Consider the following 23,724-nt stretch of genomic DNA (forward strand, 5'->3'; position numbering starts at 1 on the left):
GTGAAACATGCCCCTTGAGAAGAGGGTGTGTTTCACGTGAAACCGATCGACCCGCGTCTGCTCCGGTACACCCGCGCCACCCGACTGTTCCTGGTGGCCGTCGTGGGCCTGGGCGGCGTGGGAGCCCTGCTGGTCATCGCTCAGGCGATGCTCGTCGCCGAGATCGTGGTCGGCGCGTTCCAGCACGGCCTCGGGGTCGCCGAACTGCGCACTCCCCTGGTGCTGTTGGCGGCCGTCTCGGCCGGCCGCGGTCTCGTCGCCTGGCTCACTGAACTCGCCGCACACCGGGCGAGCGCGGCGGTGAAGTCGGAACTGCGGGGACGGCTGCTGGAACGGGCCACCGCGCTGGGACCGGGCTGGCTGAGCGGGCAGCGGACCGGGTCACTCGTCGCCCTGGCCACACGGGGTGTCGACGCCCTCGACGACTACTTCTCGCGCTATCTCCCGCAGCTGGGCCTCGCGGTGGTCGTGCCGGTGGCGGTGCTGGCGCGGATCGTGACCGAGGACTGGGTCTCGGCGGCCATCATCGTCGGAACCCTGCCCCTCATCCCGGTCTTCATGATGCTGATCGGCTGGGCCACGCAGTCCCGGATGGACCGTCAGTGGCGGCTGCTGTCACGGCTGTCGGGGCACTTCCTGGACGTCGTCGCCGGGCTGCCGACCCTGAAGGTGTTCGGCCGGGCCAAGGCGCAGGCCGAGTCGATCCGGCGCATCACCGGGGAGTACCGGCAGGCGACCATGCGGACCCTGCGGATCGCCTTCCTCTCCTCCTTCGCCCTGGAGCTGCTGTCGACGCTCTCCGTGGCACTGGTCGCCGTCACGATCGGAATGCGTCTGGTCCACGGCGAGATGCATCTGTACGACGGCCTGGTCATCCTCATCCTGGCCCCCGAGGCATATCTGCCTCTGCGGCAGGTGGGTACGCAGTATCACGCGGCGGCCGAGGGGCTGGCGGCTGCCGAGGAGATCTTCTCGGTGCTGGAGACGGAGGTACCGGCGTCGGGCACGGCTGCCGCGCCCGCCGGTGCGCTGGCCTTCGAGCGGGTCACGGTCAGGTATCCCGGCCGCTCGGGGGACGCCGTCACGGACGTGTCCTTCGAGGTCGCGCCGGGTGAGACGGTCGCGCTGGTCGGACCCAGCGGGGCCGGCAAGTCGACGCTGCTGAACGTCCTGCTGGGATTCGTGCGGCCGGCCGAGGGGCGGGTGCGGATCGGTGGAGCCGATCTCGCGGAGGCCGACCTGGAGGAGTGGCGGTCGCGCATCGCCTGGGTGCCGCAGCGGCCGCAGCTGTTCGCCGGGACGATCACGGAGAACGTCCGGCTGGCACGACCTGACGCCGACGAGGGCGCGGTGAGGCGGGCGTTGGCGGACGCGGGGGCCCTGGACTTCGTCGACGCGCTCCCTCTGGGCGCCGACACCGTGCTCGGTGAGGACGGGGCCGGGCTCTCCGCCGGGCAGCGGCAACGGCTCGCGCTGGCCCGGGCGTTCCTCGCGGACCGTCCCGTCCTGCTCCTGGACGAGCCCACGGCGGCGCTCGACGGGGCGACCGAGGCGGAGGTCGTGGCGGCGGTGCGCCGGCTGGCGGCCGGGCGGACGGTGCTGCTGGTGGTGCACCGGCCGGCGTTGCTCGGGGTGGCGGACCGGGTGGTGCGGCTGGCGGAGCCCGCGGCACCGGCTCCGGTGTCCGCCGTGGCCAGGACGGCCACGGCACGCACGGTCGAGGACGACGGTCCCGCCCCGGCCGAGCCCGGGACGATCGAGCGGCCGACGCGGTCGCGTGGTGTTCTCGCCCGCGTCCGTGCCATGTCCGGTCCCCGGCGGGGCCGGCTCGCGCTCGCCATGCTGCTCGGCAGCCTCGCCCTCGGCAGCGCGGTGGGACTGATGGCCACGTCCGGCTGGCTGATCTCGCGTGCCTCGCAGCAGCCGCCCGTGCTGTATCTGATGGTGGCAGTGACAGCGACCCGTGCGTTCGGGATCGGCCGGGCCGTGTTCCGGTACGCGGAGCGGCTGGTGTCGCACGACGCGGTGCTGCGCATGCTCGCCGACACCCGGGTCGCCGTGTACCGGCGTCTGGAGCGGCTGGCACCCGCCGGTCTGCGCACGACCCGCCGGGGTGATCTGCTCTCGCGGCTCGTCTCCGACGTGGACGCGCTGCAGGACTACTGGCTGCGCTGGCTGCTGCCGGCCGGTGCCGCCGTGGTGGTGTCGGCGGCCTCCGTGGGCTTCACGGCCTGGCTGCTGCCGGAGGCCGGCGCCGCGCTGGCCGTGGGCCTGCTGGCCGCCGGCGCGGGTGTCCCGCTCGTCACTGGGGCCGTGGCCCGCCGCGCCGAGCGCAGGCTCGCCCCCGCCCGCGGGGAACTGTCGACCCGCGTGACCGATCTCCTCACCGGGACCGCGGAGCTGACCGTCTCCGGAGCCCTGCCCGCCCGCACCGCCGAGGCGCGGCGGGCCGACGGTGTCCTCACCCGGATCGCCTCGCGCGCCGCCACCGCCACCGCACTCGGCGACGGCCTCACCGCCCTGATCTGCGGCCTGACCGTCACCGCGACCGCCCTCGTCGGCGCCCAGGCGGTCGCCGCCGGGCGGCTCGGCGGGGTCGCGATGGCCGTCGTCGTGCTCACTCCGCTGGCGGCCTTCGAGGCCGTCCTCGGGCTGCCGCTCGCCGTCCAGTACCGGCAGCGGGTGCGCAGGAGCGCCGAGCGTGTCCACGAGGTGCTGGACGCTCCCGCGCCGGTACGGGAGCCTGAGCACGCTCGGCAGGCGCCCGCCTCGCCCTTCCCGGTCGTCCTCAAGGGAGTGAGCACCCGGCACGAGGGCCAGGACCGGGACGCGCTCGCGGGTCTCGACCTGACCCTCGCGGAGGGCAGGAGGATCGCCGTGGTCGGGGCCTCCGGTTCCGGCAAGACGACGCTCGCCCAGGTACTGCTGCGCTTTCTGGACGCGGACGCCGGCACCTACACCCTGGGTGGCGTGGACGCCTACGGGCTGCACAGCGACGACGTACGCCGGCTGGTGGGGCTGTGCGCCCAGGACGCCCACCTCTTCGACAGCTCGGTGCGCGAGAACGTGCTCCTCGCCAGGAAGGACGCGAGCGAGGAGGAGCTGCGGGACGCGCTGCGGCGGGCCCGTCTGCTCGACTGGGCGGAGAGCCTGCCCGACGGTCTGGACACCCTGGTGGGCGAGCACGGGGCACGGCTGTCCGGCGGCCAGCGGCAACGGCTCGCGCTGGCCCGAGCGCTGCTCGCCGACTTCCCCGTCCTCGTGCTGGACGAGCCCGCCGAACATCTCGACCTGCCGACCGCCGACGCGCTCACCGCCGATCTGCTGGCCGCCACCGAGGGCCGCACGACCCTCCTCATCACGCACCGCCTGGCGGGACTCGAGGCGGTGGACGAGGTGGTCGTACTCGACGAGGGGCGGGTCGTGCAGCGCGGCGCCTATGCGGAGTTGGCGGGGGTGGAGGGGCCGTTGCGGGCGATGGCCGAGCGGGAGGCGGAGTCGGAGCTGCTGGTGGCGGCACGCTGAGGCGTCGCGCTGAACCCGTCCGCAGCAATGTGTCCCCCGGTCGTACGACGTGAACAGGACCGCGTCCGGGCGCCGGGGACAGGATCGCTGACATGCGATCACCTCGCCGTCATCCATTGCTCGTTCCGGCCCTGCTGTGCGCGTGCGCGATGGTGGCGGCACGGCCCGCGGACGCCTCCGCTGAGGCCCTGGGCCGCCGGACGGACGGTGATCCCGGGGTCGGTGCACAGGTGCTGCGGCTGTACCAGGACGCGGCGCTGGCGACCCAGCGGTACGAGGCGGGACGCCAAGAGGCGCAGGCGCAGCGGGCCCGGACGCGATGGTTCGCGGAGCTCCTGGGCCGGGAGCGGCGGGAGGCCGGCGTTCTGCGTCAGGAGATCGGCCGTATCGCCCGGGCCCAGTACCGCGAGGGCGGCGGTCTCCCGCTCACCGCGCAGATCATCTTCGCCGCTGACCCCGCCGACCTGATGCGCGGCCGGCACGTGTTCTCACGGGCGAGGGTGGCCGTCGACAACGCGGTCGAGAAGAGCCGTCGGGCCGAGGCGAGGCTCGCGGCCGATGAAGCGAGGGCTGCGGCGGCCTCACGGAGGCTGGAGCGGCGCAGCGCCGAACTCGCCGCGCTGAAGCGGGAGATCGAGCGGACCCTCGAAGAGGCCCGTGGGCAGTTGCAGGGACAGGCCGACGTGTCCGTGGCGGCCGGCTCGTGCCGGGGTGCCGTGCCCCTGGAGCAGCCGCAGCAGGCCTCGGAGGGCGCCTGGGTCGCTCCGGTGGTGGGGTACGAACTGTCCGCCGGGTTCGGCAGCGGCGGGGCGCGGTGGGCGAGCCGGCACACGGGGCAGGACTTCGCGGTGCCGATCGGGACGCCGGTGCGCGCGGTGGGCGCCGGGCGCGTGGTGAAGGTGTCCTGCGGCGGTGCCTTCGGCATCGAGATCGTGATCGAGCACACGGACGGCTACTACACGCAGTACGCCCACCTCGCCGACGTCACCGTCGACCAGGGGGCGGGCGTCGCGCCCGGGCAGTGGATCGGGCAGTCGGGCACGAGCGGCAACTCGACCGGCCCGCACCTGCACTTCGAGGTGCGGGTCACGGCGGAGGCGGGCTCGGCGGTGGACCCGGTGCCGTGGCTGTCGGAACGCGGGGTGCCGGTCGGCTGAGCTATGACAAAGGTCTGCCTCGGCGGAGCCGCAACGCCCCCTACAGCCGCTCCAGCATCCGCTCGATCACGACGGCCACCCCGTCGTCGTTGTTGGCGACGGTCCGCCCCGAGGCGGCCGCGATCACGTCGGGGTGGGCGTTGCCCATCGCGTAGGACTGTCCCGCCCAGGTGAGCATCTCGACGTCGTTGGGCATGTCCCCGAAGGCGACGACCTGCTCGTGCGAGATGCCGCGCTCGGCGCAGCACAGGGCGAGCGTGCTGGCCTTGGAGACGTCGGGGCCGCTGATCTCCAGCAGGGCGCTGGGGCTGGACCGGGTGACGGTGGCGCGGTCGCCGATGGCCAGGCGGGAGAGGGTGAGGAAGGCGTCCGGGTCCATCGTGGGGTGGTAGGCGAGGATCTTCAGTACCGGCTCGGTGGCACCGGGGCCGTCATCGGCCAGCAGTTCCTCGGCGGGGGCGAGGTTGTCCGGGATCTCCATGTGCAGCTTCGGGTAGTCCGGCTCCTGGTGGAAGCCGTACGTCTGCTCCACCGCGTACACCGTGCCGGACGCCGCCTCCCGCAGCAGTCGTACGGCGTCCAGCGCGTTCTCCCGGGCCAGCTCGCGCACCTTCACGAACCGGTGGGCGCCGGGGCCGCCGTGCAGGTCGACCACCGCCGCGCCGTTGCCGCAGATGGCGAGGCCGTGGCCGTGGACGTGGTCGCTGACGACATCCATCCAGCGGGCCGGGCGGCCGGTGACGAAGAAGACCTCGATGCCGGCCTCCTCGGCGGCGGCGAGGGCCGCGACCGTGCGTGGGGACACCGACTTGTCGTCGCGCAGCAGAGTGCCGTCCAGATCGGTGGCGATCAGGCGCGGCGGTATGCCGGCGGCCGGGGTCTCGGGCTGTCGAGTCGCTGAGGTCACCAGCTCATTCTCCCGCATATGCGTGCACGACCGTGCGGGTACCCGCACAGGTGAGACATGGATGACCCCGGTACGGGACCCACCTGCCCCGGTGACGCCGTCTCAGCCCAACTGCGCCACGGCCTCCATGGCGATCTGCTCGAAGACCTTCTGCTCGGCGGCGAAGTCCGAGTCGGGGATCGGCCAGTGGATCACGAGCTCCGTGAAGCCGAGTTCCCGGTGGCGGCCCGCGAAGTCGACGAACGCGTCGAGGGATTCCAGCGGGCGGCCCCGGTCGGGGGTGAACCCGGTGAGCAGGATCCTGTCCAGGGTGTTCACGTCCCGGCCGATCGCCGCGCAGCTGTCGGTGAGCCTGTCGATCTGGCCGCGGAGGGCCTGGACGGACTGCTCGGGAGTGCCGTTCTCGTACAGCTTCGGGTCGCCGGTGGTCACCCACGCCTGTCCGTGGCGGGCGGCGAGCTTCAGGCCGCGCGGTCCGGTGGCGGCCACGGCAAAGGGCAGCCGGGGGCGCTGGACACAGCCGGGGATGTTGCGGGCCTCGTGGGCCGAGTAGAAGTCGCCCTCGTAGGACACGGAGTCCTCGCTGAGCAGGCGGTCGAGCAGCGGGACGAACTCGGCGAGCCGGTCGGCGCGCTCACGCGGGCTCCAGGGGTCCTGGCCGAGCGCGGTGGCGTCGAAGCCGGTGCCGCCCGCACCGATGCCGAGGGTGACGCGCCCGCCGGAGATGTCGTCGAGCGTGATCAGTTCCTTGGCGAGGGTCACCGGGTGCCGGAAGTTCGGCGAGGTCACCAGGGTGCCCAGGCGCAGCCGGTCGGTGACGCCCGCGGCGCCGGTCAGGGTGGGCACGGCACCGAACCAGGGCCCGTCGCGGAAGGTCCGCCAGGACAGGTGATCGTAGGTGTATCCGGTGTGGAAGCCGAGCTGCTCCGCGCGCTGCCACGTCTCGCGACCCCCCTCGTTCCAGCGGCGGTGGGGGAGGATCACGGTGCTCAGGCGCAGACTCATGTGTCCGAGCGTAAGTGCCGGGCCGCGTTTCACGTGAAACAGTGACGCACGGTCACCGGGTACGGCCGCTGAGCCAGGGGCTGAGGCCGACCGGGATGAACTCCTTGTGCACGCGGTCAGCGGGGAGCGGCACCATCAGGAAGTGGCCGGGCGGGAAGCGGCGCGCCTTCACCCAGGCGTGGCCTTCGTAGAGGGCGCGGAGGAAGGCGGGGACGTCGTCGCGGGCGATGTCCGGGCACTCGACTCCGTCGACGGTGATCAGGGCGTCGTCGTCCGGGAAGAGGCGCACATCCACCTGGGGCCGGCCGCCGAGTTCGACGTAGGCCTCGTGGGGCAGGGTGCCGTCCGGGTCGGTGGTGACGCCGACACCCGCGGCGCTGCGACGGGAGGTCTGGTCGGCGCCGATGTCGTGCGTCACCTCCATGGCGAGCCCGTACTCGGTGGCGAGTACGCGGATCGCGGTGACGGCGGCCTCAGTGCTGGGCAACTGGTCCATACCACTGATCATGCCTGGGAGGGGGTCAGTGCGACTCGGGAAACCGCAGATATCGCGGCGGTACGGTCCGGGTCAGCCAGACTCCGTTCGCGCTGACGTGGAAGACGTGGCCGTCGCGGTGCATGGCCGCCGCGTCCACGGAGAGCACGACGGGGCGGCCGCGGCGGGCTCCGACCCGGGTCGCGGTCTCGCGGTCGGCGGACAGGTGCACGTCGTGCCGGTTCATGGGGCGCAGTCCCTCGGCGCGGATGGCGTCCAGGACGCGGGCCACGGTGCCGTGGTAGAGGTACGGCGGCGGGGTCGCCGGGGGCAGTCCGAGGTCGATCTCGATGCTGTGGCCCTGGCTGGCGCGGATGCGGGTGCCGTCGACGGCGAAGCGTTGTTTGTCGTTCGCGGCGACGACCTGGTCCAGTTCTTCACGGCTGATGCGGAAGTTGTGCGCGGCGGTCGCGGCGAGCAGGGCGTCGATCTCGACCCAGCCGGCCTCGTCGAGGGTGAGCCCGATTCGTTCTGGCTGGTGCCGCAGGTGCTTCGAGAGGTACTTCGACACCTTCACGGTGCGTCTTTCGTCCATGGCATCAGGGTGCTGGGCGAGACGTGAATCACGCGAATGATTTTGGCCCGGATGTTTGGTCCACAACCAACTGTAGTTATCCACAGGCTACTTGGCGTTTCTGTGGACAACTCCCTGTCATGTCAGCCCCGTTCGTCAAGATTGACGGGGGGTGGTCCACTTGACGTGAGCGCATCCAACTTCCTTGCTTGCACCTCCCGTTCAGCCGCCAGCACGAAGAACTCCGCCACCCGCTCTTCCCCAACAAGTCCCGCCACCGCCCGCATCGTCTCCTCGGGCACGGCCACGGAACGTGACTCCGACCGCCCTTCGGGCTGCTCAGCCGAAGCGAGGTGCTGACGCAGCTGCCGTACCGCCAACAGTCGCATCGCGCGCGCGAGTTCGGCGTCCACGGTCTGTTGCGCGAGGGGCCGCAGCCGTCGTACGAGTGAGGCCGCTTCGGCGGCGTCGGCCTCGCTCGGCTGGTGCGCTCCTCGCAGGTAGCGGGCGAAGACGTGCTCGGTGGTGAACTCCAGGAAACGCGAGGCGATGTGCTCGACCTGGCCCCTCAACTCCCGCAGGTGGCCCGAGATCGCGGACAGCGGAACCCCTGCGGCGTGCAACTCGACGGCCACCGCGAGCTCTTGGGGGCTGGGGACGAGGAAGGAGTCCTCGTCCCCGGGCACCGGCTCCAGCACACCGAGCTCCACCGCCTCGGTGACCGCGGCCTCGTCGGGGATGCCGCCGAAACGCGCGTCGAGTTCGGCGCGGGAGATCCGGCCGGCCTCCTCGTCGGTCCACGGGCCGTCGACCTCGGCGACCAGCCCGAGGATCCCGCCGAGGCCGCGGCCGGAGTCGTAGGCCTCCAGCAACTCCTTGATGGAGGACAGGCCGTAGCCGCGGTCGAGCAGGTCGGAGATCTGCCGCAGCCGGGCGAGGTGGCTGTCGGTGTAGATGTTGGCGCGGCCGCGGCGCTCGGGACGGGGGAGCAGTCCGCGGTCCTGGTAGGCGCGGATGGTGCGGACGGTGGCGCCGCTGAGGTGGGCCAGGTCCTCGATCCGGTAGGCGGGGGCGTCGCTCATGAGGCCGCCTTCGCCGCCGGTGACCGCTTCAGGTACTCCACCGCCCGGTTCAACGACCCTTCTCGCGAGGGGTGGTAGGTCCGCCGGAGGTAGCGCGGGACGGCCGCGCCCAGCTCCCGCCAGGCGGGCAGCAGGCCCTTGCGTACGGCCTTCTCGTGTTCCTTGAGGGAGTAGCGCAGCCGGCCGGCGGACTGTGGGTCGTGTCGCATCAGGTAGGCCGTGCCCCATACCCACAGGTACAGCATCACCGGGGCCGTCACCGCCATGCCTGCGACCCGGCGCGCATAGCGGCGGGTGCCGGTGCCGCCGCAGTGCTGGTACATGTCGAAGGCGACCGCGCGGTGTTCGACCTCCTCTGCGCCGTGCCAGCGCAGCAGGTCGAGCATGACCTCGTCGGCGCCGGCCCGGTCGAGGCCGTCGGCGGCCAGAACCCAGTCGCCGAGCACCGCCGTGAACTGTTCGACGGCGGCGACGACCGACAGCCGGAACCGCAGCCACTCGCGCGCGGGAACGGGCGCGTTGAACGGCGGGCGCTCGCCGAGCAGCCGCTCGAAGAGGAAGTCGACGTAGCGGGTGAAGGCGGCGGTGTCGAGGCGCTGGGCCGCCAGGTGGTCCAGCACGTGGGTGTGCTGGACGCTGTGGGTGGCCTCCTGGCCCATGAACCCCTTCACGGCGGCGCGGAGTTCGGGGTCCGTGATCAGTGGCAGGCCCTCCTTGAAGACCTTCACGAACCAGCGCTCCCCCGCCGGCAGCAGCAGGTGCAGGACGTTGATGACATGGGTGGCGGTGGGCTCGTCCGGGATCCAGTGCAGGGGTGTGCGGGACCAGTCGAAGGCCACCCGGCGCGGTGCGATCTCGTGGCTCACCGCGGTGGCTCCAGCCGTGCGAGCGCCCGCAGTGCCTTCGGCGCCCACCGGGCCAGGGCGAGCGCGCCGCGGGCCTCGGGAGTGACCGGTACGACGGCCTGGTTGCGCACGACCGCTCTCAGGATCGCGTCGGCGACCTTCTCGGGCGGATAGTTGCGCAGCCGGTACAGGCGGGCCGTACGTTTCTGGCGGCGTTTCTCCTCTTCGGCGTCGACGCCCGCGAAGCGCGCGGTGGAGGTGATGTTGGTGTTGACGATGCCGGGGCAGATCGCCGAGACGCCGATCCCGCGGCCCGCCAGTTCCGCGCGCAGGCTCTCGCTGAGCATGAGGACGGCGGCCTTGGAGGTGCCGTAGGCGGACAGCGCCCTGGAGGGCTGGTAGGCGGCCGCCGAGGCGGTGTTGACGATGTGGCCGCCCTGTCCGCGCTCGGCCATCTGCCTGCCGAAGAGACGGCAGCCGTGGATGACGCCCCACAGGTTGACGTCGAGGACCTTCTTCCAGTCTTCGGTCGTGGTGTCGAGGAAGGGGCCGCCGAGGCCGATGCCGGCGTTGTTGACCAGGACGTCCACGACGCCGTACTCGGCGGCGACCTTGTCGGCGAGTTTCTCCATGGCCTGTTCGTCACTCACGTCGACGGTCTCCGCCCAGGCCTCGGGGGCGCCGAGCAGCCGGGACAGTTCTGCGGTGCGGGCGGCGGCCTCGGTGTCCCGGTCGACGGCGACCACGCGCGCGCCGGCTTCGGCGAAGGCGAACGCGGTGGCCCGTCCGATGCCGCTGCCCGCGCCGGTGACGAGGACGAGCTGTCCGCCGAACCGGTCGGCGTACTTCCCGGTCGCCCGCACAGCGGGCCGGCCGCCTTCGACGGATGTCACGAACTCCGTGATCCACGCCGACAGCTGGTCGGGCCGGGAGCGGGGGATCCAGTGCTTGGCGGGGAGGGTGCGCCGGGTGAGCTGCGGTGCCCACTGCTCCAAGCCGTCGTAGAGACTCTCCGAGAGGAACGCGTCCCCCTGGGGCGTGATGAGCTGCACGGGCGCGTGTGCGTACGCGTCGGTGCGCGGGTGACGCAGCCGGGGCCGGACGTTGTCGCGGTACAGCCAGGTGCCGTGGGCCGCGTCGCGGGGCAGCGAGGCGGTCGGGTAGCCGCCCGCGGGGACCTTCTCGGCGCGCTCCAGCACGCGCGGCCAGAGCTTGCCGAGCGGGCCGCGCCAGGCCAGTTCGGGCAGGGCGGGGGTGTGCAGCGCGTACACGTACCAGGACCTGGCGCCCTGGCCGAGGAGCTGGCCGACGCGGCGGGGGGTGGGGCGTTTGAGGCGGCCCGCGATCCAGTGGCCGAAGTGGTCGAGGGACGGCCCGGACATCGAGGTGAAGGAGGCGATGCGGCCCTCGGTGCGCCGCACGGTGACGAACTCCCACGACTGCACCGAGCCCCAGTCGTGTCCGACCAGGTGCACGGGCCGGTCCGGGCTGACGGCGTCCGCGACGGCCAGGAAGTCGTCCGTGAGCTTCTCCAGGGTGAACCCTCCGCGCAGCGGTACGGGTGCCGTGGAGCGGCCGTGGCCGCGGACGTCGTAGAGGACGACGTGGAAGCGGTCGGCGAGGCGTGGAGCGACCTGGGACCAGACCTCCTTGCTGTCCGGGTAGCCGTGCACCAGGATCACGGTCGGCTGGGCCGGGTCGCCCAGTTCGGCCACGGACAGTTCGACGCCGCCGGTGGGTACCCGGCGCTCGCGCGCACCTTCGAGCAAGGTCACTTCTCCTCCGCCCAGCGCCGCACGTGCGGCAGATCGTCGTCCAGCCAGAAGGCGCTCTCTTCGGGGTCCCGGGAATCGGTGACCACCAGGATCTCCTCGAACTTGGCTCCCGTGCCCCGGAATCCGAGATGAGGCTCGACCGCCCACAGCCCGGGGCGCGGCGGGTGGTCCGAGAAGCGGTACGGCGACCACAGGGGCGACCAGCCCTCCCGGTGGCCGTGCAGCGCGTCGGCGGCGAGGCCCTTCAGGGACTGGACGCCGAACCCGAACACCTGCGGTGACCAGCGCCGCTGCCGGACCCGGTCGACCTTGTGGGCGATCACGCCGAAGGGGTAGGCGCGGTGCCGGTTGGCGTAGCCCTGGCGGACCATGAGGCGGTCGACGTCCTCGTAGATCTCGCGCAGCGGCCGTCGCTCGCGGACCTCGCGCAGGATCAGCTCGCGGTGTGCCTCCAGGTCGGCCATCAGTCTGTCCTGGACGGGGTTGACGCCGAGCGAGCCGGAGTAGCCGATGTCCGCGGTGCAGCCCCCGAACACCGGGGCCATGTCCAGGATGAACGGCATCCCGGGCTCCAGGCGGCGGTCGGTGGGGAAGAACTGCAGCGGGACGCGGAAGCCGGTGAACGCCGTGCGGTCCCCGAACCAGGCGAAGGGCAGATGGAACCAGTCCCGGACGCCCCGCCTGCGCAGCCACTCGCGCTGCATCCGGGCGGCCTGCCGTTCGCTCACGCCGGGTTCCAGACGGGCCGCGACCGCCTCAGCGCAGTCGTACGCGAGCCGCTGGACCTGCCGGAATCCCCGCAACGCGGGGGAGGTGCCGCTGTTCGTCGCTGTCGTCATGCCGCCTCGTCCCCGTCGACCGCGGTACGTGTCCGTAACGTGACACTGGCGAATGTGACAGTCATGGGGGGCTGCGTCAAGAGGACCCCGTGAACTGTGGAAAAACCCGCCGATGTGGAAAACGCGGCCACGGTTGTGGGACCTCAGGGTGACCCCTAGGTGCCCGTACGTCTGGAGTCTGATGCCGATCCAGCTCTGCGGGGTGACGACCTGAGTGGTCCGCGTCACTACTGTCGGAGACGTGACTGTGATCGCGACCGAAAGCCTGAGCAAGCGGTTCCCCCGGGTGACCGCGCTTGACCGGCTCTCCTTGGACGTCGGACCCGGTGTTACCGGACTCGTCGGAGCCAACGGGGCCGGCAAGTCCACCATGATCAAGATCCTGCTGGGTCTGTCCCCCGCCACCGAGGGCCGTGCCGAAGTGCTCGGGCTCGACGTCGCGACCAAGGGTGCCGCCATCCGCGAGCGGGTCGGTTACATGCCGGAGCACGACTGTCTGCCGCCCGACGTCTCGGCCACCGAGTTCGTCGTGCACATGGCCCGCATGTCCGGACTGCCGCCCACCGCCGCACGCGAGCGCACCGCGGACACCCTGCGCCATGTCGGTCTGTACGAGGAGCGCTACCGCCCCATCGGCGGCTACTCCACCGGCATGAAGCAGCGCGTGAAGCTGGCGCAGGCACTGGTGCACGACCCGCAGCTGGTCTTCCTCGACGAGCCGACCAACGGCCTCGACCCGGTCGGCCGCGACGACATGCTGGGTCTGATCCGCCGCATCTACACCGACTTCGGCATCTCGGTCCTGGTCACCTCGCACCTGCTGGGCGAGCTGGAGCGCACCTGCGACCACGTCGTCGTCATCGACGGCGGCAAGCTGCTGCGCTCCAGCTCCACCACCGACTTCACCCAGACCACCACCACCCTCGCGGTCGAGGTCACCGACAGCGACGAGCACCCGGACGGCACCCGCGCGGTGCGCGAGGCGCTCCACGCGCGCGGGGTGGAGGTCCTCGACTCCCAGAGCGGTCTGCCGGGCGCCGGCCACATCCTGCTGCTGACCGCGCGGGGCGAGGAGACCTACGACGTCGTGCGGGACGTCGTCGCCGATCTCGGCCTCGGCCTGGTCCGCATGGAGCAGCGCCGGCATCACATCTCGGAAGTCTTCACGAACGACGACGAGCAGCGGAAGGAGGCCGTCGGCCATGGCAGTTGAGCACCCGGTCACCGCCCCCTCGGGCGACCAGACCCGCATCCACAACATCGGCTACCGCGCCTACGACGGCCCCCGTCTGGGCCGTTCCTACGCCACCCGCTCGCTCTACTCGCAGTCCCTGCGCGGCGCCTACGGCCTCGGCCGCTCGGTCAAGTCCAAGGTGCTGCCGATGCTGCTGTTCGCGGTGATGTGCGTGCCGGCGGCCATCATGGTGGCCGTCGCCGTCGCCACCAAGGCGAACGACCTGCCGGTCGAGTACACCCGCTACGCGATCATCATGCAGTCCGTGATCTGCCTGTACGTCGCCTCGCAGGCCCCCCAGTCCGTCTCGCGCGACCTGCGCTTCAAGACCGTGCCGCTGTACTTCTCGCGGCCCATCGAGACCGCCGACTACGTCCGCGCGAAGTACGCGGCCCTGGCCACCGCGATGTTCATCCTGACCGCCGCCCCGCTGATCGTGCTCTACGTGGGCGCGCTGCTGGCCAAGCTGGACTTCGCCGACCAGACCGAGGGATTCGGGCAGGGACTCGTCTCCGTGGCGCTGCTCTCGCTGCTCTTCGCCGGCATCGGCCTGGTCATCGCGTCGGTGACCCCGCGCCGCGGCTTCGGCATCGCGGCCGTGATCGCCGTCCTCACCATCTCCTACGGCGCCGTCACCACCCTCCAGGCCATCGCCGACGCCCAGGGCAGCACGTCCGCCATCCCGTGGATCGGCCTGTTCTCGCCGGTCACGCTGATCGACGGCGTGCAGTCCGCCTTCCTGGGCGCGACCGCGGCCCTGCCCGGCGGACACGGCCCCTCGACCGGCCAGGGCGTGGTGTACGTCCTGCTCACCCTCGGCCTGATCGCCGCCAGTTACGGCCTCCTGATCCGCCGCTACAAGAAGGTGGGACTGTGACCACGCTCCAGATCGACCACGTCTCCCGCTGGTTCGGCAACGTGGTCGCCGTCAACGACATCACCATGACGATCGGCCCCGGTGTCACCGGCCTCCTCGGCCCCAACGGCGCCGGAAAGTCCACCCTCATCAACATGATGGGCGGCTTCCTCGCCCCCTCCACCGGCACCGTCACCCTCGACGGACAGCAGGTGTGGCGCAACGAGGGGATCTACCGGCACATCGGCATCGTGCCCGAGCGCGAGGCGATGTACGACTTCCTCACCGGACGTGAATTCGTCGTCGCCAACGCCGAGTTGCACGGTCTCGGTGCCAAGGCCGCCCAGAAGGCGCTGGCCACCGTCGAGATGGAGTACGCGCAGGACCGCAAGATCTCCACGTACTCCAAGGGCATGCGCCAGCGCGTGAAGATGGCGTCCGCGCTGGTCCACGACCCCTCGCTGCTCCTGCTCGACGAGCCGTTCAACGGCATGGACCCGCGCCAGCGCATGCAGCTCATGGACCTGCTGCGCCGCATGGGCGACGAGGGCCGTACCGTGCTGTTCTCCTCGCACATCCTCGAAGAGGTCGAGCAGCTCGCCTGGCACATCGAGGTGGTCGTGGCCGGCCGGCACGCGGCCAGCGGTGACTTCCGCAGGATCCGCCGTCTGATGACGGACCGCCCGCACCGCTACCTGGTGCGCTCCAGCGACGACCGCGCGCTCGCGGCCGCGCTGATCGCCGACCCGTCGACGTCCGGCATCGAAGTCGACCTGACGGAGGGCGCGCTGCGCATCCAGGCCGTCGACTTCGGCCGCTTCACCGCGTTGCTGCCCAAGGTCGCGCGCGACCACGGCATCCGGCTGCTCACGGTCTCGCCGTCCGACGAGTCGCTCGAGTCCGTCTTCTCGTATCTCGTCGCGGCGTAGGAGGCCGAAGATGTACGACCCCACAGTCGCCCGACTCACCTACCGGGCCCTGCTCGGCCGCCGCCGGGCCCTCATCCTGGGCGCCCTGCCGGCGCTGCTGATCCTGATCTCCGTGATCGTGCGCGGTCTGGTCGGCGCCGACGATCAGACCGCCTCCGACCTGCTGGGCGGGCTCGCGCTCGCCACGATGGTGCCCATCATCGGTGTCATCGCGGGAACCGGCGCGATCGGCCCGGAGATCGACGACGGCTCGGTGGTGTACCTGCTGTCGAAGCCGGTCAAGCGGCCGACGATCATCTTCACCAAGCTGATCGTGGCGATCGCCGTCACGATGGTGTTCTCCGCCCTGCCGACTCTGATCGCGGGATTCATCCTCAACGGCAACGGCCAGCAGATCGCCGTCGCCTACACGGTGGCCGCACTGGTCTCGTCGATCGCCTACGCGGCGCTGTTCCTGCTGCTGGGCACGGTGTCCCGGCACGCGGTGGTCTTCGGGCTCGTCTACGCGCTGGTCTGGGAGGCCCTGTTCGGCTCCCTGGTCTCCGGGGCGAAGACCCTGAGCGTCCAGCAGTGGTCGCTGGCCGTGGCCCACAAGGTCGCGGGCGGGGACCTGGTCACCTCGGACGTGAGCCTGCCGACGGCCACGGTGCTGCTGGTCGTGGTGACCGTCCTCGCGACCTGGTACGCGGGGCAGAAGCTGCGGTCGCTGACGCTGGCGGGCGAGGAGTAAGCGCCCCTCACGTCCCGCTTACTGACAGGGACTTCACCGTTGTCCGGCCACACTGGACAAAGGGGAATGTCCGGCTGCGAGCCGAAAGGACGGGGACATGGCAGACGACTGGGACGACCTCGTGCTGGACGAGGACTTCATACGGTCCGCCGGGACGACCGAGCCGTCTGCCCGCGCCCGGATGCTGGCCGCGCGCTGGCGCGAGGAGCAGCCCGAACCGCAGCCCTGGCGCTCGGACGAACCACCGGCCGGGTGGTTCTTCAGCAAGCGCCGGCGGCGGTGGCGGCGCGGATAGGTTTCGAACACCCGGCCGTATTTAATCGGTGGCGCCCAACTCGTCCTCCCGGCACAGTGGTTGTGTCCACAGCGCCGGACGACGGTCCGGCGCCGCGATCCGGGAGAGGAGCCGGACGATGTCCCTGCACGACAGTCCGTCCAGCTCCCTTCGGGGCGGCCCGCGGAGGACTCCGGTGTAGTTACGCCACCGTCGAGTTCACCGCGGGAAGCCCGGGGCGGCCGCTTCGAGCACGCGATGTCGCTCTCGCGTGAGGCCGCCCACCCGGAGGATTGGCCGAGTGGTAAGGCACCGGCTCGCAGTGTTTTTCTCCATTGCGGCCGTGGTCGGGTCCGAAAAGCCCGCGCACGTTCGATCCGTGCATCCTCCGCGAGACGTTGTCACTGGGACTCGGCCGGCCTTCTCGGCCGGAGTACGTCAAAAGGGCTCGATCAGCTCGGGTCGGAAGGCCACGCCCCGGTGGGACCGGTGCACGCGCTGCTGCCGTACGACGAGCCTCCGGCCGCCCGGCCGGACGCACCGTGGCCGTCAGCCCAGCAACCGTTCCAGCACCACCGCGATGCCGTCCTCCTCGTTGGAGGTCGTCACCTCGTCGGCCACCGCCTTCAGCTCCGCGTGGGCGTCCGCCATCGCCACCCCGTAGGACGCCCAGGCGAACATCGGGATGTCGTTGGGCATGTCGCCGAAGGCGATCGTGTCCGCGGCCTTCAGGCCCAGGCGGCGGGCCGCCAGGGACAGACCGGTCGCCTTCGACAGCCCCAGCGGGAGCAGTTCCACGATGCCCTCGCCCGACAGCGCGACCGTGACGAAGCCGCCCGCGGCCTGCTGGGCCGCCTCGGCCAGCTGATCGTCCGACAGGTCCGGATGCTGTATGTAGATCTTGTTCAGCGGAGCGGCCCACAGGTCCGACGCGTCGGTGAATGGCAGGGACGGCAGCGCACCCGTCACCGCGTACCCCGGACCGGTCAGCACGTCGCCGTCGAGGCCGTCGCGGCTCGCCGCCAGGTACAGCGGACCGACCTCCGCCTCGATCTTCGCGAGGGCCACACCGGCCAGCTGCCGGTCCAGCGTCACCGAGGTCAGCAGCCGGTGCTCGCCCGCGTGGTACACCTGTGCGCCCTGCGCGCAGACCGCGAGACCGTCGTAGCCGAGGTCGTCGAGGATGTGCCGGGTCCACCGCACTCCGCGTCCGGTCACCACGATGTGGGCGGCGCCCGCCGCGGTGGCCGCGGCGAGCGCGTCGCGGGTGCGCTGCGAGATCGACTGGTCGGAACGCAGGAGCGTCCCGTCGAGGTCGGTCGCGATCAGCCGGTACGGAAGGGCCTGGCTCACTTGGCGACCGGCTCCAGCAGCTCCCGGCCGCCCAGATACGGGCGCAGCACCTCGGGCACCCGCACCGAGCCGTCGGCCAGCTGGTGGTTCTCCAGGATGGCCACGATGGTCCGCGGTACGGCGCACAGCGTGCCGTTGAGCGTCGCCAGCGGCTGGACCTTCTTGCCGTCCCGCATGCGGACCGACAGGCGGCGGGCCTGGAAGCTGTCGCAGTTGGAGGCCGAGGTCAGCTCGCGGTACTTGCCCTGGGTCGGGATCCACGCCTCGCAGTCGTACTTGCGGGAGGCGGAGGCACCGAGGTCGCCCGAGGCCACGTCGATGACCTGGAAGGGCAGTTCGAGGCCGGTCAGCCACTGCTTCTCCCAGTCCAGGAGCCGCTTGTGCTCGTTCTCCGCGTCCTCCGGGGCGACGTAGGAGAACATCTCGACCTTGTCGAACTGGTGCACGCGGAAGATGCCCCGGGTGTCCTTGCCGTAGGTGCCGGCCTCGCGGCGGAAGCACGGCGAGAAGCCGGCGTAGCGCAGCGGCAGCTGGTCGGCGTCGACGATCTCGTCCATGTGGTACGCGGCGAGCGGGACCTCGGAGGTGCCGACCAGGTAGTAGTCGTCCTTCTCCAGGTGGTAGACGTTCTCCGCGGCCTGGCCGAGGAAGCCGGTGCCCTCCATGGCGCGCGGGCGGACCAGCGCGGGCGTGAGCATCGGCGTGAAGCCCGCCTCGGTGGCCTGTGCGATCGCCGCGTTGACGAGCGCGAGCTCCAGGAGCGCGCCGACGCCGGTCAGGTAGTAGAAGCGCGAGCCGGACACCTTGGCGCCGCGCTCGACGTCGATGGCGCCCAGGGCCTCGCCGAGCTCCAGGTGGTCCTTGGGCTCGAAGCCCTCGGCGCCGAAGTCGCGGATCGTGCCGTGCGTCTCCAGGACGACGAAGTCCTCCTCGCCGCCGACGGGGACGTCGGGGTGGACGAGGTTGCCGAGCTGGAGCGACAGGCGCTTGGTCTCCTCGTCCGCGTCGTTCTGAGCGGCCTCGGCGGCCTTGACGTCGGACTTGAGCTGCTCCGCCTTCTGGAGCAGCTCGGCGCGCTCCTCCGGAGTGGCCTTGGGGATGAGCTTGCCGAGCGCCTTCTGCTCGGAACGCAGCTCGTCGAAGCGGACGCCGGACGACCTGCGCCGCTCGTCGGCAGACAGGAGGGCGTCGACGAGGGCGACGTCCTCTCCACGGGCGCGCTGGGACGCGCGCACTCGGTCGGGGTCCTCACGGAGCAGGCGAAGGTCAATCACGCGGTCAAGGCTACCGGTGCGGGGATACGCCACACGACTCACTATTCCTCGACGCACCGAATCATGCCTTACGTACCGTTATGGGTGAATTGCGGAGGGTGTCAAGGAAAGGCGCGCCGGGTCCCCGGGACGAAGCAGGGCCGAGGAGCCGGGTTGACTCGACTCCCTTGTGGAGGGCGGCACTTGGCGTGCGGTTGTCCACAGGAATCCACACCCCTCGGGAAGTTATCCACAGGGTGTGCGGATGATCTGTGGATTTCGGAATTGATCACTCCGAAACCCGTGGATCACACGGAGGATTCCCGTCGCAAACCTGCTTTTACCCCTACTTTCGAGTGGAAAGTGGTCGCCCCAAAGGATTGCCTAAAGGAAAACAGTGGACGAAGGGTGATGTGCGCGCGTGTGGACACCGATGGACTCTGAGGGACGATTTGTCGACAGGGTCACCCTTTGTTGTCGACTTGTCCCCAGGTCGAGAAGCGGACCTGTGGATAACTCCTGTGGATAACTAAAATCTGCAGGTAGGACCGGTGCTAGAAGCGACCGTCCTGGCAGCGGGCCACCCAGTCCGAGGCCGCCATGAACTCCTCGTCCGAGGTGCCGGCCAGCGGCGAGCGAAGATCCGCGGGGTCCTTGTCCGCGCGCGGGTACGAACCCAGGAAACGCACCTCCCGGCAGATCCGCTTCAGCCCCATCAGCGCCTCCGCCACCCGGCGGTCGGTGATGTGGCCCTCGGCGTCGATGCAGAAGCAGTAGTTGCCGATGCCCGCCCCCGTGGGCCGGGACTGCAGCAGCATCAGGTTGATACCGCGGGTGGCGAACTCGCCGAGCAGGTCGCGCAGTCCGCCCGGGTGGTCGTCACGCTGCCACAGCACCACGGAGGTCTTGTCGGCGCCGCTCGGTGCGGCGGGCCGGGCCGGGCGGCCGACCAGCACGAACCGCGTCTGCGCGTTCTCGGCGTCGTGGATCCCGGTCTCCAGTGCCTGGAGGCCGTACCGGGCGGCCGCGAACTCGCCGGCGAAGGCCGCGTCGTACTGGCCCTCCTGGACCAGCCGGGCCGCGTCCGCGTTCGAGGCGGCCGACTCCCAGTGGACGTCCGGGAGGTTGTTCTTCAGCCAGTTGCGCACCTGCGGCTGGGCGGCCGGGTGCGCGGAGACCGTCTTGATGTCCGTGAGCCGGGTGCCCGGCCTGACCAGCAGCGCGAAGGTGATCGACAGCAGCACCTCGCGGTAGATCATCAGCGGGGCGCCCGCGACCAGCTCGTCGAGGGTGGTGGTGATGCCGCCCTCGACGGAGTTCTCGATCGGCACGAAAGCCGCCTCGGCCTCGCCCGCGCGCACCGCGTCCAGGGCGGACTGCACCGACACGTACGGGATCAGCTCCCGGGTCGCCGCCTCGGGAAGCGTTCGCAGCGCGACTTCGGTGAAGGTGCCCTCGGGGCCGAGATACGCATAGCTCGCTGGCATGACCTCACCCTAATGGCCCTTGCGGAACGGGACGCACTTGTCTCGCCAGGGCCCCTCCGCTGAGTGAAACGGCGTGACCGGGGGCTGTTTCCGGCGTTCGCGTGACCCCCTGCCCCCGCGGGCCGGACGCTCACCCCTCCAGCAGCGCCTGCCCCACGTACTCCCCCCGCGCCGCGCCGCCCGGTACCGCGAACAGTCCGCTCGACTCGTGCCGGATGTACTGCGAGAGCGCGTCCCCGCGGTCGAGCTTGCGCTGGAGCGGTACGAAGCCGCGCACCGGGTCCGCCTGCCAGCAGACGAACAGCAGCCCCGCATCCGGGGTCCCGTCCGCGTCGATGCCGTCGTGGTACGAGAACGGGCGCCGCAGGATGGCCGCGCCCCCGTTCTGGTCGGGCCGGGTGATCCGGGCGTGCGCGTTGACCGGGACGAGCAGATCGCCCTTGGCGTCCGTCTTCTCCAGGTCCATCGGGGTCGTCTCGGTGCCCCCCGAGAGGGCCGCGCCGTTCGCCTTGCGGCGCCCGATGACGGCCTCCTGGGTCGTCAGGGACAGCTTCTCCCAGTCGTCCAGCAGCATCCGGATCCGTCGTACGACCGCGTAGGAGCCGTTCGCCATCCACGCGGGCGTGGCGGAGGACGGGACGAAGATCCGCTCGTCGAAGTCGGGCTCGCCCGGCTTGGGATTGCGGGTACCGTCCAGCTGGCCCATGAGGTTGCGGGCCGTCATGGGGTGGGCCGTGGCCCCCGGCGTGCGGTTGAAGCCGTTCATCTGCCAGCGCACCTTCGCCGCGCCGCCCGCGTCCTTCTGGAGCGCGCGCAGGGCGTGGAAGGCGACCAGAGCGTCGTCGGCGCCGATCTGCACCCACAGGTCGCCGTTGCTGCGGGCCCTGTCGAGCTGGTCGGAGGAGAAGTCGGGGAGCGGGTCGAGGGCGACCGGACGCTGCTTCTCCAGCCCGGTGCGGGAGAAGAAGCTGTGTCCGAAGCCGAAGGTCAGCGTGAGCGAGGAAGGACCGGCGTCCCGGGCGACATCCGTGTCGTGGGACCCGGTGGGCTCCCCCGCCATCAGCCGCTCGGCCGTCTGCGACCAGCGGCGCAGCAGCGCGGCGGCCTCCTTGCGGCCGGCGCCCGCCGCCAGGTCGAAGGCGACGAGGTGGCCGCGCGCCTGGAGGCCCTCGGTGATGCCGGGCTGATGTTTCCCGTGAAACATCGCCCGGTCGCTGCCGACCGAGGTCAGCGGAGTCGCCGCGGCGGGTGCCGCGGCGTAGCCCACGGCTCCGCCGGCCGCTCCGAGGACGAGCCCGGTGGCGCCGGCGGTGCCGAGCAGGGCACGGCGTGAGACGCCCCGCCCCGCGGCGGGACCCGCTGCCGCGGATGCGCCTTCGTCGACGACGGGAAGGGACTGTTCAGGCATGGTGCGGTTCAGCCGATCTGCGCGTTCTTGGAGACGGTCGTCTGGTCGATGTCGGAGGTCCGCACGGTCACGGCGACCTTCCAGTCGCCCGCCATGGGGATCTGCACGTTGCTCGCCGACCAGTGGCCCGTGGCGATGCGGTCGGGGGTGACGGCGAGCGGCCCGATCTTCTTGGCCTCCAGGGTGAGGGCGACCTTCACCTCGGGGATGTCGAAGGCCCGGCCGTTGGGCCGCTGGACGTAGACGTGCATCTCGTTGCCGCCCACGCGCGCGGGGTCGAAGTCGACCGTCACGACGCCCTTGCCGTCCGTGCCGCCGGTGTCGAAGGACATGTCCAGGGTCAGCGCCCCGGAGGAGCCGGACGCGTCGGGGGCCGAGGAGGAGGCCGCGCCGGCCGCCTTGGCGTCCAGTTCCGTACGGCCGGGCTCGGTCTGTGTCAGCACGGTCGTGACCGCCAGCAGGACGATGGCGATCCCGGCCTCGGCCAGCACCGAGCGGCGCAGCCCGAAGCGGTTCGGATCGGCGTCCCGTGTCCGCTTCTGCCGCGCGGTCTCCATCGCGGCCTGCTGCCGGGCGAGCTGAGCGGCCCGCTGGGAACCGGGACCCTTCGCACCGCCGGGGCCCTGGGCGTCGCCGGCGTCCTTGGGAGCACCGGAAATCTTCGCACCACCGGAGTCCTTGGCGTCACCGGCGTCGGCGCCCCCCTTCTTCGCCTTCCCGGTGCCGGACGCGCTCGCGGCCACCCGCTCCTTCCGCGGTGCCCGCTTGCCCTGCCGTACGACGGTGTCGGCCAGCTGGGCCGTCCACCGCCGCGAGACGTACGCGACGCCGACCAGCAGCGCCACCAGCCCGATCTTGACCAGCAGCAGCTGCCCGTACCGGGTCTCGGTGAACGCCGACCAGGAGCCGAGCTGCCGCCAGGACTGGTAGACGCCGGTCGCGACCAGCGCGACCACGCTGCCGAAGGCGACCTGGGAGAACCGTCGTACGGCGGCCGACTCGATCGGCGCGTCCGAGCGGTACAGCGCGACGAGCAGCGCGGTCAGCCCGCCGAGCCAGGTGGCGACGGCCAGCAGGTGGACAACGTCGACGGGCATCGCGAGGCCCGCCTGGAGGCCGACCGAGGCGTGCTCGGCCATGGCCCAGCTCGCCGCGAGCCCGGCCGCGACGACGGTCCCGCCGATCGCGAGCCCGAAGGTGAGGTCGCGCTTCTCCTCGTCCTCCCGCTTGTCGTAGGCACCGAAGAGCACGGAGATGAACAGGGCCGCCGCCGCGAGCAGCAGCAGCCGGGAGACGAGGGCGGCGCCCGACTTGGTCTGGAGCACGTTCCCCAGCAGGTCCAGGTCGAAGATGTCGCCGACCTTCCCGGAGCCCGTGTAGGAGCCGCGCAGCAGGAGCAGCAGCAGGGTCGCCGAGGTGAGTGTGAGCCAGCCGCCGACGACGAGCCGCTGCACGGGCCGCACTCCGGCGCCGCGCTGCCAGCAGCCGAGCACGAAGGCGGCGCCGCCGACCAGGACGATGAAACCGGCGTACGACATGTACCGCCCGAAGCCGTACAGCCAGCCGACGACCCCGCCGCCCGCGGTCTCCCCGGAGACGGAGACGGAGGTGACCGAGGGGGCGCCGACGGAGAAGGTGAAGGCACCGGCGACGGGATGGCTGTCGGCGGAGACGACCTGGTAGGTGACGGTGTAGGTGCCGTCGGGCAGGCCGCTGTGGAGTTTCACGCCGTAGGTCGTGCCGCCGGCCTCGAACGGCTTGCCCTGCTGGACGGCCTTGCCCTTGGGGTCGAGGACCCGCAGGGAGCCGTCCGACAGGGCGACCTTCTCGGAGAAGGTCAGCGAGACCTGGTCGGGCGCCTTGTCGACCACCACCCCCTGCTGGGGGTCGCTGCCGGTGAGCGCGGCGTGCGCGGAGGCCGGCCCGGCCGTGGTCAGCAGCAGGCCGCAGGCGGCCAGGAGCAGCAGTACCAGGGTCCGGACGCGGGGGGCGATGGTCTGCGTCAAGGTGATCCCT

20 protein-coding genes and 1 tRNA gene are annotated in these 23,724 nt (G+C 71.4%); 8 read left to right on the top strand and 13 right to left on the bottom strand.

Going from position 1 to position 23,724, the window contains the following annotated elements:
* Positions 1-36 precede the first annotated feature (36 nt).
* Positions 37-3,525, top strand: a complete 3,489-nt coding sequence (gene cydD / locus EHS43_RS00750; protein WP_125188427.1) for a thiol reductant ABC exporter subunit CydD — start codon at positions 37-39, stop codon at positions 3,523-3,525.
* A gap of 92 nt (positions 3,526-3,617) precedes the next feature.
* The gene (locus EHS43_RS00755) at positions 3,618-4,682 is read left to right on the top strand and encodes a M23 family metallopeptidase (protein ID WP_125188429.1); all 1,065 of its coding nucleotides are present in this window, start codon (positions 3,618-3,620) and stop codon (positions 4,680-4,682) included.
* 40 nt (positions 4,683-4,722) lie between these two features.
* Here the strand turns inward: EHS43_RS00755 and EHS43_RS00760 are convergent, their stop codons facing one another.
* The 8 genes from EHS43_RS00760 to EHS43_RS00795 all read right to left on the bottom strand — a co-directional run bounded on the left by EHS43_RS00760 (position 4,723) and on the right by EHS43_RS00795 (position 12,184).
* The gene (locus tag EHS43_RS00760; protein ID WP_185806070.1) at positions 4,723-5,607 is read right to left on the bottom strand and encodes an HAD-IIB family hydrolase; all 885 of its coding nucleotides are present in this window, start codon (positions 5,605-5,607) and stop codon (positions 4,723-4,725) included.
* A gap of 84 nt (positions 5,608-5,691) precedes the next feature.
* A complete protein-coding gene (locus EHS43_RS00765) occupies positions 5,692-6,594 on the bottom strand; it encodes an LLM class flavin-dependent oxidoreductase (RefSeq protein ID WP_125188433.1) in 903 nt (300 codons plus the stop codon).
* 52 nt (positions 6,595-6,646) lie between these two features.
* Positions 6,647-7,090, bottom strand: coding sequence for a hypothetical protein (locus EHS43_RS00770; RefSeq protein WP_260470328.1), 444 nt, complete (start codon positions 7,088-7,090; stop codon positions 6,647-6,649).
* A 25-nt stretch (positions 7,091-7,115) separates the two neighbouring features.
* Positions 7,116-7,664 (bottom strand): RNA 2'-phosphotransferase, encoded by a 549-nt coding sequence (locus tag EHS43_RS00775; RefSeq protein ID WP_125188437.1) that lies wholly within the window; start codon positions 7,662-7,664, stop codon positions 7,116-7,118.
* 122 nt (positions 7,665-7,786) lie between these two features.
* Entirely contained in the window at positions 7,787-8,725 is a 939-nt protein-coding gene (locus tag EHS43_RS00780; protein ID WP_125188439.1) for a MerR family transcriptional regulator, read from the bottom strand.
* Entirely contained in the window at positions 8,722-9,591 is an 870-nt protein-coding gene (locus EHS43_RS00785) for a metal-dependent hydrolase (RefSeq protein WP_125188441.1), read from the bottom strand. The genes EHS43_RS00780 and EHS43_RS00785 overlap by 4 nt, the downstream gene beginning before the upstream one ends.
* On the bottom strand, positions 9,588-11,345 hold the full coding sequence (locus tag EHS43_RS00790) for an SDR family oxidoreductase (RefSeq protein WP_125188443.1): 1,758 nt from the start codon (positions 11,343-11,345) through the stop codon (positions 9,588-9,590). Before EHS43_RS00790 ends, EHS43_RS00785 begins: the two co-directional genes overlap by 4 nt.
* On the bottom strand, positions 11,342-12,184 hold the full coding sequence (locus tag EHS43_RS00795; protein WP_125188445.1) for a M24 family metallopeptidase: 843 nt from the start codon (positions 12,182-12,184) through the stop codon (positions 11,342-11,344). The genes EHS43_RS00790 and EHS43_RS00795 overlap by 4 nt, the downstream gene beginning before the upstream one ends.
* A gap of 247 nt (positions 12,185-12,431) precedes the next feature.
* On the opposite strand from EHS43_RS00795, the gene EHS43_RS00800 reads away from it, so the two are divergent.
* The 6 genes from EHS43_RS00800 to EHS43_RS46175 all read left to right on the top strand — a co-directional run bounded on the left by EHS43_RS00800 (position 12,432) and on the right by EHS43_RS46175 (position 16,598).
* Complete coding sequence (locus EHS43_RS00800) at positions 12,432-13,397, top strand: ABC transporter ATP-binding protein (protein ID WP_125188482.1); 966 nt, start codon at positions 12,432-12,434, stop codon at positions 13,395-13,397.
* Positions 13,387-14,295 carry an ABC transporter permease subunit gene (locus EHS43_RS00805; protein ID WP_125188447.1) on the top strand — a complete coding sequence of 303 codons (909 nt, stop codon included), beginning with the start codon at positions 13,387-13,389 and terminating at the stop codon, positions 14,293-14,295. The genes EHS43_RS00800 and EHS43_RS00805 overlap by 11 nt, the downstream gene beginning before the upstream one ends.
* Positions 14,292-15,203 (top strand): ABC transporter ATP-binding protein, encoded by a 912-nt coding sequence (locus tag EHS43_RS00810; protein WP_125188449.1) that lies wholly within the window; start codon positions 14,292-14,294, stop codon positions 15,201-15,203. The genes EHS43_RS00805 and EHS43_RS00810 overlap by 4 nt, the downstream gene beginning before the upstream one ends.
* A gap of 10 nt (positions 15,204-15,213) precedes the next feature.
* Positions 15,214-15,933 carry an ABC transporter permease gene (locus EHS43_RS00815; RefSeq protein ID WP_125188451.1) on the top strand — a complete coding sequence of 240 codons (720 nt, stop codon included), beginning with the start codon at positions 15,214-15,216 and terminating at the stop codon, positions 15,931-15,933.
* Between the two features lie 97 nt (positions 15,934-16,030).
* On the top strand, positions 16,031-16,228 hold the full coding sequence (locus tag EHS43_RS00820) for a hypothetical protein (protein WP_125188453.1): 198 nt from the start codon (positions 16,031-16,033) through the stop codon (positions 16,226-16,228).
* A 266-nt stretch (positions 16,229-16,494) separates the two neighbouring features.
* Positions 16,495-16,598: transfer RNA gene (locus EHS43_RS46175), tRNA-OTHER, on the top strand.
* A 158-nt stretch (positions 16,599-16,756) separates the two neighbouring features.
* On the opposite strand, the gene EHS43_RS00825 is transcribed toward EHS43_RS46175, so the two are convergent.
* The 5 genes from EHS43_RS00825 to EHS43_RS00845 form a co-directional block, all read right to left on the bottom strand.
* Positions 16,757-17,560 (bottom strand): HAD family hydrolase, encoded by an 804-nt coding sequence (locus EHS43_RS00825; RefSeq protein WP_125188455.1) that lies wholly within the window; start codon positions 17,558-17,560, stop codon positions 16,757-16,759.
* Positions 17,557-18,834: a serine--tRNA ligase gene (gene serS, locus EHS43_RS00830; protein ID WP_125188457.1), complete on the bottom strand. Its 1,278-nt coding sequence runs from the start codon at positions 18,832-18,834 to the stop codon at positions 17,557-17,559. Before serS ends, EHS43_RS00825 begins: the two co-directional genes overlap by 4 nt.
* 533 nt (positions 18,835-19,367) lie before the next feature.
* Positions 19,368-20,300: a prephenate dehydratase gene (gene pheA / locus EHS43_RS00835; protein WP_125188459.1), complete on the bottom strand. Its 933-nt coding sequence runs from the start codon at positions 20,298-20,300 to the stop codon at positions 19,368-19,370.
* Positions 20,301-20,430: 130 nt separating this feature from the next.
* Complete coding sequence (efeB, locus tag EHS43_RS00840; protein WP_125188461.1) at positions 20,431-21,708, bottom strand: iron uptake transporter deferrochelatase/peroxidase subunit; 1,278 nt, start codon at positions 21,706-21,708, stop codon at positions 20,431-20,433.
* A gap of 8 nt (positions 21,709-21,716) precedes the next feature.
* The gene (locus tag EHS43_RS00845; protein WP_125188463.1) at positions 21,717-23,714 is read right to left on the bottom strand and encodes a copper resistance CopC/CopD family protein; all 1,998 of its coding nucleotides are present in this window, start codon (positions 23,712-23,714) and stop codon (positions 21,717-21,719) included.
* Between the last annotated feature and the right edge of the window lie 10 nt (positions 23,715-23,724).

Source organism: Streptomyces sp. RP5T (assembly GCF_003933965.1).
Classification (GTDB): domain Bacteria; phylum Actinomycetota; class Actinomycetes; order Streptomycetales; family Streptomycetaceae; genus Streptomyces.

Bases quoted from the DNA above. Each gene is read 5' to 3' on its own strand.
- EHS43_RS00775 (WP_125188437.1), bottom strand. From the start codon at position 7,664: ATGGACGAAAGACGCACCGTGAAGGTGTCGAAGTACCTCTCGAAGCAC.
- efeB (WP_125188461.1), bottom strand. From the start codon at position 21,708: ATGCCTGAACAGTCCCTTCCCGTCGTCGACGAAGGCGCATCCGCGGCA.
- EHS43_RS00760 (WP_185806070.1), bottom strand. From the start codon at position 5,607: ATGCGGGAGAATGAGCTGGTGACCTCAGCGACTCGACAGCCCGAGACC.
- EHS43_RS00820 (WP_125188453.1), top strand. From the start codon at position 16,031: ATGGCAGACGACTGGGACGACCTCGTGCTGGACGAGGACTTCATACGG.
- EHS43_RS00815 (WP_125188451.1), top strand. From the start codon at position 15,214: ATGTACGACCCCACAGTCGCCCGACTCACCTACCGGGCCCTGCTCGGC.
- EHS43_RS00805 (WP_125188447.1), top strand. From the start codon at position 13,387: ATGGCAGTTGAGCACCCGGTCACCGCCCCCTCGGGCGACCAGACCCGC.
- EHS43_RS00795 (WP_125188445.1), bottom strand. From the start codon at position 12,184: ATGACGACAGCGACGAACAGCGGCACCTCCCCCGCGTTGCGGGGATTC.
- EHS43_RS00755 (WP_125188429.1), top strand. From the start codon at position 3,618: ATGCGATCACCTCGCCGTCATCCATTGCTCGTTCCGGCCCTGCTGTGC.
- pheA (WP_125188459.1), bottom strand. From the start codon at position 20,300: ATGCCAGCGAGCTATGCGTATCTCGGCCCCGAGGGCACCTTCACCGAA.
- EHS43_RS00770 (WP_260470328.1), bottom strand. From the start codon at position 7,090: ATGGACCAGTTGCCCAGCACTGAGGCCGCCGTCACCGCGATCCGCGTA.
- EHS43_RS00765 (WP_125188433.1), bottom strand. From the start codon at position 6,594: ATGAGTCTGCGCCTGAGCACCGTGATCCTCCCCCACCGCCGCTGGAAC.
- EHS43_RS00780 (WP_125188439.1), bottom strand. From the start codon at position 8,725: ATGAGCGACGCCCCCGCCTACCGGATCGAGGACCTGGCCCACCTCAGC.